Origin of the sequence: Streptomyces sp. NPDC048417 (assembly GCF_040651615.1) — a bacterium.
Lineage (GTDB): Bacteria > Actinomycetota > Actinomycetes > Streptomycetales > Streptomycetaceae > Streptomyces.
The window spans coordinates 296,285-312,220 of the sequence record NZ_JBEZKI010000006.1 but is presented as its reverse complement, the minus strand read 5'-3'; the positions used below and the strand labels follow the sequence as shown (position 1 = coordinate 312,220).

General features: G+C 71.1%; 15 protein-coding genes and 1 pseudogene. 9 read left to right on the top strand and 7 right to left on the bottom strand.

Features of this window, described 5'->3' with window-relative positions:
- Nucleotides 1-60: 60 nt before the first annotated feature.
- From AB0D59_RS12475 to AB0D59_RS12445, 7 genes are all read left to right on the top strand, one after another.
- Nucleotides 61-561, top strand: coding sequence for a helix-turn-helix domain-containing protein (locus AB0D59_RS12475; RefSeq protein WP_362564110.1), 501 nt, complete (start codon nt 61-63; stop codon nt 559-561).
- Between the two features lie 82 nt (nt 562-643).
- Nucleotides 644-1,150 (top strand): SRPBCC family protein, encoded by a 507-nt coding sequence (locus tag AB0D59_RS12470; RefSeq protein ID WP_362564108.1) that lies wholly within the window; start codon nt 644-646, stop codon nt 1,148-1,150.
- Entirely contained in the window at nt 1,150-2,220 is a 1,071-nt protein-coding gene (locus AB0D59_RS12465) for an LLM class flavin-dependent oxidoreductase (protein WP_362564106.1), read from the top strand. The genes AB0D59_RS12470 and AB0D59_RS12465 overlap by 1 nt, the downstream gene beginning before the upstream one ends.
- A gap of 515 nt (nt 2,221-2,735) precedes the next feature.
- A complete protein-coding gene (locus tag AB0D59_RS12460) occupies nt 2,736-2,858 on the top strand; it encodes a hypothetical protein (RefSeq protein ID WP_362564104.1) in 123 nt (40 codons plus the stop codon).
- Between the two features lie 48 nt (nt 2,859-2,906).
- Nucleotides 2,907-4,280 carry an alpha/beta hydrolase-fold protein gene (locus AB0D59_RS12455; RefSeq protein ID WP_362564102.1) on the top strand — a complete coding sequence of 458 codons (1,374 nt, stop codon included), beginning with the start codon at nt 2,907-2,909 and terminating at the stop codon, nt 4,278-4,280.
- 448 nt (nt 4,281-4,728) lie between these two features.
- Entirely contained in the window at nt 4,729-5,511 is a 783-nt protein-coding gene (locus AB0D59_RS12450) for a polysaccharide deacetylase family protein (protein ID WP_362564100.1), read from the top strand.
- 188 nt (nt 5,512-5,699) lie between these two features.
- A complete protein-coding gene (locus tag AB0D59_RS12445) occupies nt 5,700-7,997 on the top strand; it encodes an FUSC family protein (RefSeq protein WP_362564098.1) in 2,298 nt (765 codons plus the stop codon).
- 32 nt (nt 7,998-8,029) lie between these two features.
- On the opposite strand, the pseudogene AB0D59_RS12440 reads toward AB0D59_RS12445, so the two are convergent.
- The 6 genes and pseudogenes from AB0D59_RS12440 to AB0D59_RS12415 all read right to left on the bottom strand — a co-directional run.
- Nucleotides 8,030-8,131, bottom strand: a pseudogene (locus AB0D59_RS12440) (sugar isomerase); the annotation flags it as partial.
- A 36-nt stretch (nt 8,132-8,167) separates the two neighbouring features.
- Nucleotides 8,168-8,836 carry a response regulator transcription factor gene (locus AB0D59_RS12435; protein WP_362564097.1) on the bottom strand — a complete coding sequence of 223 codons (669 nt, stop codon included), beginning with the start codon at nt 8,834-8,836 and terminating at the stop codon, nt 8,168-8,170.
- Nucleotides 8,833-10,128 carry a sensor histidine kinase gene (locus tag AB0D59_RS12430; protein ID WP_362564095.1) on the bottom strand — a complete coding sequence of 432 codons (1,296 nt, stop codon included), beginning with the start codon at nt 10,126-10,128 and terminating at the stop codon, nt 8,833-8,835. The genes AB0D59_RS12435 and AB0D59_RS12430 overlap by 4 nt, the downstream gene beginning before the upstream one ends.
- An 18-nt stretch (nt 10,129-10,146) precedes the next feature.
- Nucleotides 10,147-10,986 carry an ABC transporter permease gene (locus tag AB0D59_RS12425; RefSeq protein WP_362564094.1) on the bottom strand — a complete coding sequence of 280 codons (840 nt, stop codon included), beginning with the start codon at nt 10,984-10,986 and terminating at the stop codon, nt 10,147-10,149.
- A complete protein-coding gene (locus tag AB0D59_RS12420) occupies nt 10,983-11,921 on the bottom strand; it encodes an ATP-binding cassette domain-containing protein (protein WP_362564092.1) in 939 nt (312 codons plus the stop codon). Before AB0D59_RS12420 ends, AB0D59_RS12425 begins: the two co-directional genes overlap by 4 nt.
- A gap of 509 nt (nt 11,922-12,430) precedes the next feature.
- The gene (locus tag AB0D59_RS12415; protein WP_362564090.1) at nt 12,431-13,006 is read right to left on the bottom strand and encodes a CGNR zinc finger domain-containing protein; all 576 of its coding nucleotides are present in this window, start codon (nt 13,004-13,006) and stop codon (nt 12,431-12,433) included.
- Between the two features lie 196 nt (nt 13,007-13,202).
- On the opposite strand from AB0D59_RS12415, the gene AB0D59_RS12410 reads away from it, so the two are divergent.
- Nucleotides 13,203-14,384: an epoxide hydrolase family protein gene (locus tag AB0D59_RS12410; RefSeq protein WP_362564089.1), complete on the top strand. Its 1,182-nt coding sequence runs from the start codon at nt 13,203-13,205 to the stop codon at nt 14,382-14,384.
- Nucleotides 14,385-14,477: 93 nt separating this feature from the next.
- On the top strand, nt 14,478-14,555 hold the full coding sequence (locus AB0D59_RS12405) for a winged helix-turn-helix transcriptional regulator (protein ID WP_362564188.1): 78 nt from the start codon (nt 14,478-14,480) through the stop codon (nt 14,553-14,555).
- Between the two features lie 89 nt (nt 14,556-14,644).
- Here AB0D59_RS12405 and AB0D59_RS12400 read toward each other — a convergent pair whose 3' ends face one another.
- Nucleotides 14,645-15,319, bottom strand: coding sequence for an SDR family oxidoreductase (locus AB0D59_RS12400; protein ID WP_362564087.1), 675 nt, complete (start codon nt 15,317-15,319; stop codon nt 14,645-14,647).
- Nucleotides 15,320-15,936 lie beyond the last annotated feature (617 nt).

Below are 15,936 nucleotides of genomic sequence, written 5' to 3'. Positions count from 1 at the left end.
CCCACGTCATCGCCATCATCGTCAGCTGAGTTTTTTCATGAGACTCGCTATCGTAGGGACATGAAACGGACGTCGTTCGCCAAGTGGCCGTGCTCCATCGCACGGACCGTCGATCTGCTGGGTGACCACTGGACGCCGCTGGTGGTGCGGGAAGCGTTCTACGGGATCCGCCGCTTCGACGAGTTCCAGCAGGAACTGGGCATCGCCCGCAACACGTTGACCGACCGGCTGCGCCACCTGGTCGACGAGCGGATCCTGGAGAAGCGGCTGTACGAGGCGGAGCCGCCGCGCTACGACTACGTCCTCACGGAGAAGGGGCGGGACCTGTTCGCCGTGCTCGCCGCGATGTCCGCGTGGGGCGACCGCTGGCTGGCCGGGGAGCGCGGGGTGCCCGTGGTGTTCCATCACGACGCGTGCGACCACGACACCGCGGCGGAGGTGGTCTGCGCCCAGTGCCGGACCCCGCTGCGGGCCGAGGAGACCTCGATGCGGATGGGGCCCGGCTATCCCGAGCGGCTCAGGCAGCGGCCGGACGTACGACGGCGGTTCGGCACCGACTGAGCACGGTGCCCCCTCTTGACAGGGAGAGTCTCGGAAAGCAACTCTGGAGGTCAGACCCTTGACGGCGAGGAGGCCGACGACCTTGGAGTGGACGGGCGCACGCTACGCGGACAAACCCACGGTCGAGGTGCGGACCTGGATCGACGCCCCACCGGAGAAGGTGTGGGCCCTGGTCAGCGACATCGAACTGATGCCGGACATGAGCGAGGAACTTCGGTCCGTCGCCTGGCTGGACGGCGCGGCCGGGCCGGCGGTGGGCGCCCGGTTCGTCGGCCGCAGCGAGCACGAGGCGCTCGGCAACTGGGAGACCACGTCCCACGTGATCGAGTGCGAACCGTCGTCGGTGCTCGCCTGGGCCGTGCAGGACCCCGCCGAGCCCTCCGCGGTCTGGCGGTTCCGGCTGCGCTCCGAGAACGGCGGGACCGCACTGTCGCAGTGGATGCAGCTGGGACCGGGGCGTTCGGGGCTGTCGGTGGCGATCGACCGGATGCCCGACAAGGAACAGAAGATCGTGTTCGTACGGCTGCGGGAGTTCGAGCGCGGCATCACCGCCACCCTCGCGCAGATCAAGCAGCGGGCGGAGGCGTGATGCGGACGGCGACCACGATCGAGGCCTCGGGCGGCGAACACTGGTCCCAGATGGGCGACTTCGTCGTCGAGTCGGAGAAGCTGGGCCTGGACATCTGCTGGGTCGCCGAGGCCTGGGGCTCCGACGCGCCCTCCGCGCTCGGCTACTACGCGGCGCTCACCGACCGGATGCTGCTCGGCTCCGGTGTCATGCAACTGGGCACCCGGACCCCGACAGCCGTGGCCCAGACCGCCGTCACCCTCTCCAACCTGTCCGGCGGGCGCTTCCTGCTCGGCCTCGGCGCCTCCGGCCCGCAGGTGATCGAGGGACTGCACGGCGTGCCCTTCGCCCGGCCGCTGCGGCGTATGCGCGAGACGGTGGAGATCGTACGGCGGGTGCTCGACGGCGGCCGACTCGCCTACTCCGGCGCCGAGTTCAACGTCCCCCTGCCCGGCGGCGAGGCCGTTGCGATGCGGCTGTCGATGCGCGCCGAGCACGAGATCCCGATCTATCTCGCCGCCCTGTCCCCGGCCATGCTGCGGCTGACCGGCGAGGTCGCCGACGGCTGGCTGGGCACCAGCTTCGTGCCCGAGGGCGCGGCCGACGCCTACTTCGCCCACCTCGACGAGGGCCTGGCCCGCAGCGGTCGTACCCGCGCCGAACTGGACGTCTGCCAGGGCGCCGAGGTCGCCTTCGCGCCCGACGAGGAGGCGCTCGGCGCGATGGTCACCGGACGTAAGAAGGAACTCGCCTTCAGTCTGGGCGGCATGGGGTCGGCGTCCACCAACTTCTACAACGGCGCGTACAGCCGCCAGGGCTGGGCCGAGGTCGCCGCCGAGGTCCAGGAGCGCTGGCAGGCCGGCGACCGGGACGGCGCGGCCGCCCTCGTGACCGACGAGATGGTGCTCGGTACGACGCTGATCGGCACGGAGTCCATGGTGCGCGACCGGCTGGCCGTCTGGCGCGACGCCGGCGTCGACACCGTCCGCCTCTATCCGGCCGGCACGACCCTGGAGGACCGGCTCACCACCCTGGGAAGGGCGATCGAGTTGGTCCAGGAGGCCGACGGGGAGGCCGACGGGGCCGCCTGAGCCGACGGTGTCGTCCGGCGCGTCGGCCCGACGACACCCGGCGCAAGGAGCGCTGCGTCTCGCCGCCGCCAAGGGCGCCCTGCACGGCAGTTGACCGACCCGCGCCCCACCGTCGGAGGTCCTCGCACCGAGGGCCTCCGACTGTTGTGTCCCCCCGCTTTTCATGTATTCCCAGAGTCCCTCGGCCGATATACCGCGCGCATTCCAGGATTCTAAGGAAAACGACAGGAAATTCGCGTCCGCCGTTCAGCTGGGCCGACGAGATGATTTCGCCGCGCGCAATCTTAGATCCCGCGTCACCTCTGTTGACGGTCTCTCACCCCCGATGCAACGCTCACGGCGCGTCGGCACAACAATGTGTGTTCCTTTTCCCGGCGTCCGCTCGGCCGCCCGCTCGACCCGCGTTTTCTCGTCATATACCGCTGGGTCCAATCCGTGCGGTCAATTGATTTCAGCCGGAGGAGAGAAATTTTGACGCCGACCAACGACGGCTGCTGGAGGGCGGCGCCGAGGACATGGCGGACGCCCGGAGCTACGCCCGTGTCCCGTACGAGGCGATGGACTCCTCGTACGCCCAGGGCCCGGCCGAGACCCTCGCGGCCGAGATCTCCGACCCGCTCCGCTCACCGCGCGGCTGACCCCACCGTCGTACCCCCACCCTCGTCCCACCGATGAAGGAGTTTGTCTTGGTAACCAGGCGCACGCTCATCGCCGGCTCCGCCGGGATCGGCACCGTGGCCGCACTCGGCGGCACCGCCGTCGCGGCCGCCTCCCCCGACCCGACGGACCCGGCATCCGGGGCCGGGCACATCGTCGGCGCCACCGCGATCACCAAGGTCTACGGCGTAGGGCAGAAGCTCATAGCGGTGGCGGTCGAGTACGACCATGCCATCGCCGGCTCCTCCCTTGCCGCCTCGGCGTTCGCGGTCACCGACCGCACGGTCACGAGGGTCTACGCCAACACCTCCGCCGCGCTCGCCGAGCGGGGCAGGGACGGCCGCCATGTCATCGTCGAGCTCTCCCCCGACGACAGGGCCGCCCTGCTGTGGGGCAAGGACGCGGTCGGCGCGTCGAGCAGCCCGGCCCCCGCCCCCAGCGGTTCGGGCGGCCCGGGCGCCGGCGGTCCGACGGCCGGCGACACGACCCCCGGCGGCCCCATCGTCCCCGCGAAGGCCACCGTCACCCAGACCGGCACGGTCACCACGACCCACGGCAGGTCCTACGCGCCAAGCGGCACGGCGGTCGCCACGAGTGCGGTGGTGAGCCCGATCGTCGACGACTTCGAGCAGTTCACCTTCGACGACCCGGAGACCGGCAGGTCGCTCAAGTACAACCTCTTCACGCCCAAGAACTACGACCCGCGCAGGAAGTACCCGTTGGTGCTGTTCATGCACGACGCCAGTGTCGTCAACGTCGACACCGTCGGCCCCCTGGTCCAGGGGCTCGGCGCGGTGTGCTGGGCGAGCCCCGAGGCCCAGGCGCGGCACGAGTCGTTCGTACTCGCGCCCGAGTACGGCGAGGTCGTCATCGACGACACCTACCAGCCGACCTCGCTGTTCGAGACCACCGTGCATCTCGTCGAGGCGGTGTCGGAGCAGTACAGCATCGACACCAAGCGGCGGTACACCACCGGGCAGTCGATGGGCGCGATGCTGTCGCTCGGGCTGAACATCCGCTACCCGGACCTGTTCGCGGCCGCCTACATCGTCGCCGGGCAGTGGCCGGACAGCCAGGCCGCGCCGCTGGCGGAGAAGAAGCTGTGGATCGTCGTCTCGCAGGACGACGACAAGGCCTTCCCCGGCGAGAACGCCATCACCTCGGTCATCCAGGCGGAGGGGACCGAGGTCGGCACAGCGGTGTGGGACGCGGGCTCCACGGCCGCGCAGTTCGCGGCGGACGTACGCAACCTGGAGAAGCAGCGGGCGCCCGTGAACTACGCGACCTTCCAGACCGGCACGGTCACCGGCACCACCGGCGCCACGAGCGCGCACATGGGCACCTGGCAGATCGCCTACTCCATCCCCGGAATCCGTGACTGGATCATGAAACAGTCCCTGTGACCCGACACATGGGGTGCCCGCCGGCCTACGACCGACGGGCACCTCGGCGTTTCCCGGTGCCGGGGATTCCTGGTCGGCGGCTGGACGGCCGGACCGACAGGAACGAGCGAGCGGTCGGGCGGCGTCGAGGATCTCCGGCTCACGCTGCTGCGCGGCCGCCGCGCCGAGGGCGAGTCGGACTCGCGAACGGAAGCGTCGCACAACCCGGTTGCGTTGATGGTCGCCCCAATGGCGCAACCGTGTTCCGCCCATGACCGTGTTCCGCCCATGACCGTGTTCCGGTCCGCCAACACCGATCGCTCCACCCGCCGTTATAGGACACGCGGGGAGCCTGTCGCAGATCTCTCGCGGAATTGTCCGTGATCGGTAACGGATGGATCCGGTGCCCGCCGCCTTCCGTCTGGACGGGTGCACGAGATCAACGGAACGACACAGATCGGGGCGGAAGATGGCACGGCGCGGCGGACGAGGTTGGTACGGCCAGGTGGCCGCGGCGGCGATGGGGGTCACGGCGGTGGCCGTGGCCGCCTCGCTGTGGACCTCGCCGTCCGGTCCCGTCGACGGGAGGACGGGAGCCGGGACTTCGGCGCATCCCGCGGCACCCGGCGCCGACCGGGAGGCGGCCGCGGTGTCCATGGAGATCGCGCACGCCTCGGACCGCGGCAGCCGGGGCGTGAACATCACCATCGACGACGGCCCGGACCCGGTCTGGACCCCCCGGGTGCTCCAGGTGCTCAAGGAGTACGGCGTGAAGGCCACGTTCTGCATGATCGGCCCGCAGGCGCAGGCGCATCCGGACCTGGTGAGGGCGGTGGTGGCGGCCGGGCACCGGCTGTGCGACCACACGGTGTCGCACGACGTCACCATGGACACCAAGTCCGAGGCCTACCAGTCCCAGCAGATCCTCGACGCGGAACGCATGATCACCGAGGCGTCGGGGGGTGTACGGCCGCTCTACTACCGCGCTCCGGGCGGCGCCTTCACCCCGTACAGCAGGAAGCTCGCCGCCTCCCACGGTATGCGCCCGCTCGGCTGGAACGTCGACTCGAAGGACTTCGAACGGCCCGGCACGTCCGCGATCGTGGCCACCGTCAAGGACGAGATGCCCAACGGGCCGACGATCCTCTTCCACGACGCCGGCGGCGACCGCTCCGAGACCGTGGCCGCCCTGCGCGATGTGCTGCCCTGGCTCAAGGAACAGGGGTACGCGTTCGGCTTCCCGGTGCGGTGAGCCGGGCCGCGTCGGCTGTGGTGCGCCGAGCTTCGGATCGGTCGGACATCCGCTGCGCGGGGTGCCGTTGCGCTCAGGGAGTCGTACCGTCCCGGTAAATGTTGCGGACCGCCGGGTGGTGGCCGCATATGGGTGGTGTGCGCGGTGCGGCGGCGGGGCCGACTGCCCTGGGCCAGCGGGAGGTGTACATGTCGGGGCGGGCACCGCGCTGGGTGACGTGGTTGCGCGACCGGGACCCGGACCTCGCGGCGACCCGGCGGGCCGGGCGTACCGCGCTGGTGATGCCCGCACTGTTCGCCCTGAGCAGCGAGGTCTTCCACAACCCGACGATGGCGAGCTTCGCCGCGTTCGGGACGTTCTCGATGCTGCTGCTGGTCGACTACTCCGGTCCGATGGTGGAGCGGCTGCGGGCGCAGGCGGCTCTCGCGGTGGCGTGGCTGGTGCTGATCTGCGTCGGGACGCTGGTGGCAGCCGAGATCTGGCTGGCCGTGGCGGCGACGGTCGTGGTCGGGTTCGTGGTTTTGTTCTCCGGTGTGGTCAGCTCGGTCCTGGCCGGCAGCTCGACGGCGCTCCTGCTGGCCTTCGTGCTGCCGGTCAGCGCACCGGTATCGCTGTCCCAGCTGCCCGACCGTCTCGCCGGCGCGGGCCTGGCTGCGGCGGTGGCGCTGCCGGCCGTCGCCCTGATGTGGCCGCGTCCCGTCGCCGATCCGCTCAGCGCCCCGGCGGCCGCCGTCTGCCGGGCCGCCGCCGGATATCTGCGCACCCGCGCCACCGTGCCGGCGCCGGCCGGGTCAGTGCCCTTCGCCGAGCGGTGCAGAGCGGCGGCGGAGGTCACCTCCCGTACCGGCGCGGACCTGCGGGGAGCCTTCGACGCCACCCCCTATCGCCCCACCGGCCTGTCCGCGACCTCACGTGCCCTGGTCCGGCTGGTGGACGAACTCACCTGGCTGTGCGCCGTCCTGGTGGACCGGTCCGACTACACCGACGAGCCCCCCGGCTGTGATCCGGCCGCACACAGCGTGCGCCGCGCCGCCGCACAGGTCCTGGAGGCGGCCTGCGACCTGCTCACGGACCTGACCGGCGACACCGGCCCGCTGCGGGTCCGCGCCGAGGAACTGCGGGCGGCACTGACCGGGATGGAGCACAGCTCCACCGTCCGGGTGCCCGCCGAACACCCGGGCGGGAACAGCACGGCGGAGATCTACGGGTTCATCGCCACGCTCGACGTGTCCTTCCGCGCCCAGGAGCTCGGCTTCGCCGTGCTGCAGATCGCCGACAACGTGGACATGGCGGCCACCGCCTGGCAGCGCAGCTGGCCCGAACGGCTGCTCGGCCGGGACCCGGGCGCGCTGGCCGCACCGCTGGCCTCCGCACGGGAACGGGCCGCCGCCCATCTCAGGGCCGACTCGGTGTGGCTGCACAACAGTCTGCGCGGCGGCGTCGGTCTTGGCATCGCGGTGTTCCTGGCCGGAGCGACCGGCGTGGGGCACTCCTTCTGGGTCCTGCTGGGCACCCTGTCCGTGCTGCGTTCCAACGCGCTCAGCACCGGGCAGAACGCCGCTCGCGCCGTCCTCGGCACGGTGGCGGGCTCCGTCGTCGGCGCCGGGCTGCTGCATCTGATCGGCCATCACGGCACCGCGCTGTGGTTCGTGCTTCCGGTGGCCATCCTGTTCGCCGGCATCGCGCCCGCCGCCATCTCCTTCGCCGCCGGGCAGGCCGCGTTCACCGTCACGCTCGTGGTGCTGTTCAACATCGGCCACGACCCCAACTGGCATGTCGCCCTGCTGCGTGTCCAGGACATCGCGTTGGGGTGTGCGGTCAGCATCGTCGTCGCCGTGTTCTTCTGGCCGCGCGGCGCCCAGGCCGCCGTCCACAAGGCACTCGCCCAGGCGTACGACGACAGCGCCCGTTACCTCGGCGGCGCCGTCGACTACGCCCTCGGCCACCGCCACCCCGCCGACCCGGATCCGCAGAGCCGTGAGGCGGCGGCCTCCGCCCGCCGCCTCGACGACGCGTTCCGCAGCTTCCTGGCCGAGCGCGGCGCCAAGCCGCTGTCGCTGGCCTGCACGACCACCCTCGTCTCGGGAGTCGTCGGGCTGCGCCTGGCCGCCGACGCCGTCGTCTCCCTGTGGCAGGGGGAGGACCTGGCGCGCGTCCAGGCCGTGCGGGCCGACGCCCACTCTGCCGTCCTCGGATCGGCGGCCCTGGTCACCGGCTGGTACCACGGGCTCGCGGCCAGCCTCGGCGACCACTCCCCCGTCCCCGACGTCGTCCCGCTGCGCCCCGAGGGTGCCGCGCGGCTGGTGGAGTCCGTCCGCACCGAACTCAGCGACGGTCAGGGCCGGGCCACGCCGGTGGCGGTCCGGATCATCTGGACCGACGACCATGTCGACGCCGCCCGCCGCCTCCAGCCCGGCCTCGCGGACGCGGCGAAGGCCCGGACGCGGGCACACCACGGCTGGCCGCGGAAGAGGCCCGCCGGCTGACCGCGGTCATGGGCGCACCGGCGGTCCAGGCTCCCGGGGAGTGCGAGGAGGGCGTCGCCGCGCCGGGCCGCGTTGTCGAGGACCATGTCCGCCAGGTCGGCGAGCTCCTTGCCGCTGGGGTGGCCGGCCGGGAGCACGCGGGTGTCGGCCTGCCGCCGCCGTGCGTCGGCTCAGTCCGCGTTGGGGCGGGCGAGGCCCTGGTCGTAGGCGAAGATCACGGCCTGGACGCGGTCACGGGCGCCGATCTTGGCCAGGACGCGGCCGACGTGGGTCTTGACGGTGGACTCGGACAGGACGAACCGGGTGGCGATCTCACCGTTGCTCCAGCCCTTGCCGATGGCGACGAGGATCTCACGCTCGCGGTCGGTGAGGGAGCCGAGTCTCGGGTCCTCGGCACGGTCTCCGCGGTGGGCGGGGACGTAGCGGGTGAACTCGTCCAGGAGGCGGCGGGTGAGGGCCGGGGCGATGACGGCGTCCCCCGCGGCGACGGCCCGGATGCCGGCGAGGAGTTCCTCGGCGTGCGCGTCCTTGAGGAGGAATCCGCTGGCTCCGGCGCGGAGGGCGGCGTGGACGTATTCGTCGAGGTCGAAGGTGGTGAGCACGAGGACGCGCGAACGCTCGCCGGCGGCGACGATACGGCGGGTGGCCTCGATGCCGTCCATGCCGGGCATGCGGATGTCCATCAGGACGACGTCCGGGCGCAGTTCGGCGGCCTTGCGGACGGCCTCGGCGCCGTGCGCGGCCTCGCCGACGACGTCGGTCTCGGGAACGGACTCCAGGAGCATCCGGAAGCCGTAGCGCTGGAGCGGCTGGTCGTCGACGATGAGCACGGTGGTCACCGGGCACCGCCCTGGGGGGTGAGGTCGAGGACGGCCTCGACGCTCCATCCTCCGCCACGCGCGGGACCCGCGCTGACGGTCCCGCCGTACAGAGCCGCTCGTTCCCTCATGCCCACCAGTCCGTGTCCTTCCTCGTTCGGCGGTCCGGACGGCTCGGCCGGGCCGGTGTCCTGGACCCGGATGGTCAGCCGGCTGCCCTCGACGAGGATCGCCAGGTGCACCCGGGCGCCGGCGTCGGCGTGCTTCAGGGTGTTGGTGAGGGCTTCCTGGACGATGCGGTACACGGTCAGCTGTACCCCGCCGTCCAGGGCGTCCACATCGCCGGAGGTGCGGTAGACGACCTCCAGTCCGGCGGCGCGTACCTTGGCGCACAGCGCGTCGAGGTCCGCGATGCCGGGCTGCGGGCTCAGCTCCGGGCCACCCTCGGAGCCGTCCGCCGTCTCGCGCAGCACGCCGAGGACGCGCCGCAGCTCGCCGAGGGCCTGCCGGCCGGTGTCGCCGATGAGCCGCAGGGCCTCCTTGCCCCGCTCGGGCGCGATGTCGGTGGCGTAGGCGCCGGCGTCGGCGAGCGTGATGATGACGGACAGGTTGTGGCCGACGATGTCGTGCATCTCGCGGGCGACCCGGGTGCGTTCGGTGGCCGTGGCCAGCCTGCTTCGCTGGTCGCGCTCGATCTCCAGCTGGGCGGCCCGCTCCCGCAGCCCGGCGAGCTGGGCCCGGCGGATCCGTACCGTCAGGCCGACCGCGAGGGCCGCGGTGGCCGTGCTCAACAGGAAGAACAGCGCGTCCCAGACCGACACGACCCGGGAGACGCGCACCGCCACCAGCGCCATGGCGCCCGCCATGACCCCGCACGCCCACGGCAGCCGCCGCAGCCGCCCGTGCAGGGTCAGGCTGTACAGGGCGACGAAGAGCGCGACGTCCGCGCGCAGCGCCGCGCCCAGGGCCCACTGGAGGACGAACACCGCGGCGATGACGCCGAAGGCCGCCTCGGGCCTGCGCCGCCGCCACAGCAGCGGCAGTACCAGGCCGACCTGCACCGCCAGCATTCCCGCGACGGACAACTGGGTGAAGGCGAACCGGAAGTGGCGCGGGCCGTCACCGTCACCGTCGCCTTCACCGTGGTGGAACAGGTCGGGCACGCAGAACATCAGGAAGACCAGGACCACGACGCCGGCGTCCAGCACCCACGGATGCCTCTGGTCGGCCTGCCGCAACCGCTGGCCGCCCCGGGAGAGCCGGGCGACCAGCGGTACCGTCCCGCTGATGTCGTCGATGGTCACGGATGTCACGCTGCCATGGTGCGGGTGTCAGACGTCGCTGCGCGCGAGCCGGTACGCCGCGCCGCCCAGCGCCAGCGCCGTCCAGCACAGGAAGACCAGCAGTCCGGCGCCCGGCGACAGGGCCGTGGAGTCGTGGGTGAGGGCGAACATCGACTCCCCCGCGTTGGACGGCAGGTAGGGGCTGATGTTGTCCTGCCAGGAGCTCGGCAGCAGCGAGATCAGGCCCGGGACCAGCATCAGGGTGGCCACCAGCACCGAGATCCCGCCGGCCACCGACCGCAGCAGCGCGCCCAGGGCGACGCCGATCACCCCGACCAGGCCGAGGTAGAGCCCGGCACCCAGCAGGCTCCGCAGGACGCCCGCGTGGGAGAGGCCCATGGCCGCGGGCGTGCCCGACACGATCCCGCTGCCGAACAGGAAGGCGACGAAGGCGCCCAGCGTTCCCACCGCCAGCGCGACCAGCCCGAACACGGCCGCCTTGGACCACAGCACGGGCAGCCTGCGCGGCACCGCCGCGAGCGTCGAGCGGATCATGCCGGTCGAGTACTCCCCCGCCGTGACCAGCACGCCGAGGACGCCCAGGGCCAGCTGGGCGAAGTTCGTGCCGAAGAGGGAGAGGCTGACGGCCGTGGCGGTGGCGAAGTCGCGGTCCTGGTGGCCGGAGTTGATCCCCGACTTGTAACGGCTCGCGGCGATCAGCCCGAACGCCACCAGGAACAGCAGGCCGAGGCCCAGGGTGATCCAGGTCGAGCGCAGGGACCACAGCTTGGCCCATTCCGAGGACAGCACCCGCCGGCCGGTCACCCGGTAGGCGGGGCGGGCAGGAGCGGTCCGGGGTTCCTCGGCGGTTGCGGTGAGGGTGCTCATGCGGGCCTCCCGAGGGTCTCGATCCCGGTCGTGGAGCCGTGGTACTCCACGGCATCCCTGGTCAGATCCATGAACGCCTCCTCGAGCGACACGGTCCGCGAGCTCAGCTCGAACAGCGCGATCCCGTGCTCGGCCGCCTTCAGCCCGATCTCGCGGGCGGTCACCCCGGTCACCTGGAGTTCCTCGGAGCCGATCCGGCCGGTGACGTCGACGCCCGGTCCCGCCAGGACGTCCCGCAGCCGCGCCGGATCCTGCGTCGCCACCGTCACGGTGTCACCGCCCGCCTCGCGGATCAGGTCTCCCACGGTGGTGTCTGCCAGCAGCCGCCCGCGGCCCACGATGATCAGGTGGTCGGCCACCAGGGCCATCTCGCTCATCAGGTGCGAGGACACGAACACCGTCCGGCCCTCTTCGGCGAGCGTCTTGAGCAGGTTGCGGATCCAGAGCACGCCCTCCGGGTCCAGGCCGTTGACCGGCTCGTCCAGCATCACCGTCTGCGGATCGCCCAGCAGCGCCGCCGCGATGCCCAGCCGCTGTCCCATCCCGAGGGAGAAGGCACCGGCCCGCTTCCTCGCCACGCTGCCCAGCCCGGCCAGTTCGACGACCTCGTCGACCCGGCGGCGCGGAATGCCGTGGGTCAGCGCGAGGGTCCGCAGGTGGTTGTACGCCGAGCGGCCCGGGTGGATCGACTTCGCCTCCAGCAGGGCGCCGACCTCCTGGAGCGGTGCCTGGTGACGGGCGTAGGGGTGGCCGTTCACGGTGACCGTGCCGCTCGTCGGGGCGTCGAGGCCGACGATCATGCGCATGGTCGTGGACTTGCCCGCGCCGTTGGGCCCCAGGAAGCCGGTCACCGTACCGGGCTTCACGACGAAGTCCAGGCTGTCGACGGCCGTCTTCTCGCCGTACCTCTTGGTCAACTGCCGTGCGTCGATCATGCGCGTGTCTTTCTGTCGGCCTCCGGCGTCACTTGTTTCCGACGCCGCACGGCAACGCTAGGCGCCGGATCACCCCGATCCCGTCGTACCGGGAGGCCGACCTGGGCCAAGCGGGTGGTACCTCGGTACCACGCGTCCACCTGCGGTGCCTTCCGTGCTCACCGGCGTCACGGTTGTCGCAGCAGGCGTCCGGTCCCGCGGAAGCCGGTCCGCCCGCGCCGCACCCGTCGCCGCGCCGTTGGCAGCGCAGGCGTCCGGGGCCGGCCGCGCCGCCCGTCGCTGCTGCACGGCTCGCGCGCGACGATCGAGTGCGACACGCCCGGCCTCAAGCAGCGGGACGGTTCGCGTGGGGTCCTGGCTGGAGACGTGCCGTCGTCTCCCGCCGGCTGTACTGACCGAGCATGTTGACCGAAAGCCACGGACGGCTCTCGGCAGTGCCGTTGGAGTGCCTTCAAAGCGACAGGTGTGCCGCAGACGTGGGGCCCACCTGGACGCACCGAGAGCAATGACTACTTTGCCGATCCGGGGTTTTCGTGCTTGTAGGCATTGAAGCGCGCCTTCTTCTGACGATTCCCGCACGTGTTCATGTCGCACCATTTCCGGGTGCGGCTCTGGCTGGTGTCGAAGAAGGCCGCTCGGCAGGTTGGCGATGCGCACAAGGCCAGTTTTCCGTCTCGTTCGCCCGCGATGATGCTGATCGCGTCGGCGGCGACAACGCCCAGGGCATCCTCCACGGAGGAAGCCGAGCCCAGTCGCCATTGCCGATTGCCCTCGGGCGTCAGGACAGCCGCGGCCCGACCCTGAATGCTGCAGTCATTGATGACCTGGACAGCGGACACAGGGAGAGGATCTCGGCGCGCGGCCGCTGTCGCAGCGGCGTGAATCGACTCCCTCAGCTCCCGAGCGCGTTCGAGCTGGGCGGTGGTGCAGGACTCCACGGCGAGGCCACTCACCGCCAGCCAGTCGACTAGTCGGTTCGGCGTGGGGATGCGCTCCACAGAGTCGCCACGACGCTCCGTCAGGGTCCCCGTGAAGCTGGTCGCCAGCACCTTGCCGAGACGGAAGTCAGGGAACCGAGCGCTCATGGAACCACCTTAGCCGGTTGCAGGCCGACACGGAGACCTGTTAGAACCGTCTTAGCCGGTTCCGGCAGATCTCAAGCCGTTTCCATCGATGACCAGGGGGTCCCATGTCCACGCACTGGCGCGTCACCGACGCTGCGGCCGCCATCGATCGCGGCGTTGTCACCACGTCGTCAGCTCACCCCGGCGGGGGCGTCTCATGAACCGTCGAACCAGCGACGTACAAGCATGCGAAACCCACGCAACCGACGCTGACCTCGACGACCTGCGCGCGCGACTGGCCGCGGCACGGCTGCCGGAGGCCGAGACGGTCCATCGCGCCGCGCCCGACCCGCGCCGATGGGATCAGGGCGTCCCTCTCGCCGACCTCGTCGATGTCGTGAACTACTGGCGCACCGGGTACGACTGGCGGTCGTTCGAAACGCGCCTCAACCGGATCGGCCAGTTCCGCACGACCATTGACGATCTGGGAATCCACTTCCTGCACCGTCGGTCCACCCGCCCGGACGCCACCCCTCTGATCTTGACGCACGGCTGGCCAGGCAGCATTGCCGAGTTCACCCATGTAATGGACGAACTGGCGGATCCGAAAAGCGCAGACGCACCAGCGTTCCACGTCGTAGTGCCGTCGCTGCCAGGTTTTGGTTACAGCGACAAGCCGGCCACCACCGGGTGGGGAATCGAAAAGATCGCGGCCGCGTGGGTGGAACTGATGGGAAGGCTCGGCTACGGCAAGTTCGCAGCCCACGGCGGCGACTGGGGAGGTGTGATCACCACGGTCCTCGGCGGCAGGTTCCCGGAGCACGTTCTCGGCATCCACACGACGACCGCCCAAGCACCGCCCGGGTTGACAACGGACGGGCTGACGGCGGCCGAGCGCACATGGACCGAGGAGACCCGCGACTTCTGGCGCCACCACGCGGCGTACGCGAAGCAGCAGGCGACCCGACCGCAGACCATCGGCTACTCGCTCGTCGACTCACCGGTCGGGCTTCTTGCCTGGATCCTTGACAAGTTCGCCGAGTGGACGGATACCGAAGACAGCCCGTTCGAGACGATTTCCAGGGACAGCGTTCTTGACGATGTCACCCTGTATTGGCTGACACGGACCGGCGCATCGTCGGCCCGCATTTACTACGAAAGCCACAACTCGCTCGACCCCGAACTGCGGGTCGACGTCCCGTCAGCAATCAGTATGTATCCCCGCGACATCGAGAAGTGTCCGCGCGCCTGGGCACAGGAGCGGTACCGACAGATCGTCCGATGGAGGTCGCCCGAAACCGGGGGACACTTCCCGTCGCTGGAGGTTCCCGAGTATTTCGTCAAGGATCTGCAAGAAGGCCTCGCGGCAGTGCTGGCCGCCGGCGGTGGTCGGTCATGACGTTGTCGACGCCGGCGTGGAGGCGCGAGGCCGGGGGCTGATCGCCGCAGGCGGTGTGGGTGCCGATGGTGGTTGCAGTGGTGGACCCGGACGATGTATCCGGAGGCGCCGCCAAGGGTCGAGTACGCGCTCACCGAGGTGGGCCACACTCTCGGGCACTGGCTACCGTGAGGCCCACTCTCGCGCTCAGACCCCTCCCCACACATATGTGGGCGACACGCCCTAGCCGGTGGCGCGCTCCGTGCTGGTGAGTCGTGCGGTCAGGAACTGTCCGGCCCTGTCCAGCGCGGCGCCCGCTTCCTCGAGAACCGGCTGGTAGGCCTGGAAGACGTGCGGCACGCGCGGGGTGATCTCCAGGGTGACCATAGGTTCTTCTCGATCCGGCCGACGTAGTAGCCCTGCGCGTTGACGGCGGGACCGAGCGCGGACGGCGGGACCGGCGCGTAGTCGGGCAGCGTGGCGGCCGACGCCTGACCGGCGAGCGCGCCGTCGGCCAGCGCGGCGACCGTGGGTACGGTGGCCAGCGCCGCGCCGCGGGCGAGGAACGAGCGGCGGTTCGTGGATGACATGGTGCTTCCCTTCCGCCAGTGGTGACGTACACGGGGTGGGTGGCGTACCGGGTCCGACGGGTCCCAGCGGGGTCCGGCGTGGAAGGGGGCCTGGCCGCGACGATCGGACCAGGCGCCGCAGGCAGGCACGATCGCGCCGCTGACGTGCGCCGCGAGAGCGCCGACGAGGAAGGCGATGACGTTCGCGATCACCTCCGGCCGGACGGCGTGGGCCGGCGCCTGCGGAGGGAACACCGCCCGGTTCCTGGCCGTGTCGAGGAGTTGTGGCGCCACCGCGTTCACGCGGATGCCGTCGAGGCGCAGCTCCAGGTCGAGGACGCGGACCAGATGGTTGAGTGCCGCCTTGCCGACGCTGTAGGCGGCCATGCCGACGGGCGTTGCCGAGGTCTGCGCTGTTCATGTCCCATGGCGTTCCCCTTTGTCCCTCGGGTTCCGGCGACCACACGTGGACCTGGGGGCCGGTGCGCAGGTCCGTGCCGCGTGCCCAGGTTCGCCGCGGGACAGGTGAGAGGTCCTCACCGGATTCCGGTGATCTCCTGGAGGCATGTCGGCGGGGGGGCGGGAAACCGTCGTGCGGCCGCGACCGCCCACCGCGGAACAGATCCGGCGGCTACCCCGCCACCCATCACCACGCGGCAGGCCCGCCCCGCCGATGCGCTGTACCCCCGGATCCCGCGGCCTCGCCGTTCAGTCGGTCTCCACCTGCCCGCGGCGGGTGTGGGTCGGGTCGCATGTCCTTGACACCCGTGGGGGCGAGCGACGTACGGTGAACCGATCGGTTTCTGACGGGTGGAGGCCCTTGATGCACGTATCCGGCGCGGCACCGCGAGGTGGGCGCTGTGGCGTGCGACTGATCATGCGCCGGCATGTCGACTACTGCCGCACCTGCTCCGCCGTCTGTCCTTCCGGACACCGCCTCTGACTCCTGCGGCCCGTCCCGCAAGCCGGTCCCGCAGGCCCGTCCGCAGGTCCCGTACGCCGTG